The following is a 1,098-nucleotide window of genomic DNA, read 5'->3' on the forward strand; positions in this document are numbered from 1 at the left end:
GCTGCGACCTCATCATCGAGGCCGTCTTCGAGCGGCGCGACCTCAAGGCCAAAGTGACGCAGGAGGCCGAGCCGTTGCTGGCGCCCGGCGGTTTCTTCGCGTCCAATACCTCGACCCTGCCCATCAGCAGCCTGGCCACGGCAAGCGACAGGCCCGAAAAATTCATCGGGATCCACTTCTTCAGCCCGGTCGACAAGATGAAGCTGGTCGAGATCATTCGCGGCAAGCAAACCGACGATGAAACCGTGGCCTGCGCCTTCGACTATGTGCAGGCCCTGGGCAAGATCCCCATCGTGGTGAACGATGCGCGCGGCTTTTACACCAGCCGCACCTTCGGCACCTTTGTGATGGAAGGCGCGGCCATGCTGGGCGAAGGCATTCCCGCCGCCGCGATTGAAAATGCCGGCATCCAGGCCGGCATGCCCGTCGGCCCGCTGGCCGTGCTGGACGAAACCGCCTTGTCACTGAGCGTGCACGTGCTGGACCAGACACGCACCGACTTCACCACAGAAGGCAAGACCTACACCGCCACGCCCGGCGAGCTGCTGGTCGAACGCATGGTGAAAGAGTTGAAGCGCCCCGGCCGCGCCAGCGGCGGTGGCTTTTACGACTACCCCACCGAGCCAGGTGCGAAAAAACACCTGTGGCCCGAACTCAAGTCCCTGTTTGAAAAACCCGGCGCCGCCTGGGACATCAACGAACTCAAAGACCGGCTGCTTTACCGCCAGGCTGTGGAGACTGCCCGATGCCTCAGCGAAGGCGTACTGACCACCGTGCATGACGCCAACATCGGCTCAATTTTCGGTATCGGCTTTCCGGCCTGGACCGGAGGTGCGATGCAGTTTATCTACGGCATGGGGATTGACGCCTTTGTCTCGCACTGCGACGAACTGGCCGAAAAATTCGGGCCCGGCTTTGCGCTGACGGATGCGGTCAAAGATGCGATCCGCCAACATCAGCCGGTTTACTGAGCTGCTTCGTTTAACTCACCCTTCCTCCCATTCATCTCATCGATCCATATCCAATATCCACTTCATGCCAAGACTCCAAAACAAGATCAGCATCATCACCGGCGCCGCCCAGGGCATTGGCCTGGCC

The 1,098-nt window shown here is 60.8% G+C and carries 1 protein-coding gene; it reads left to right on the forward strand.

Going from position 1 to position 1,098, the window contains the following annotated elements:
- Positions 1-971, forward strand: a 971-nt coding sequence (locus AC1DWI_RS24065) for a 3-hydroxyacyl-CoA dehydrogenase family protein (RefSeq protein WP_477726028.1), incomplete at its 5' end; no start/stop codon positions are given.
- Positions 972-1,098 lie beyond the last annotated feature (127 nt).

This window comes from Polaromonas sp. P3_C2 (assembly GCF_056402675.1).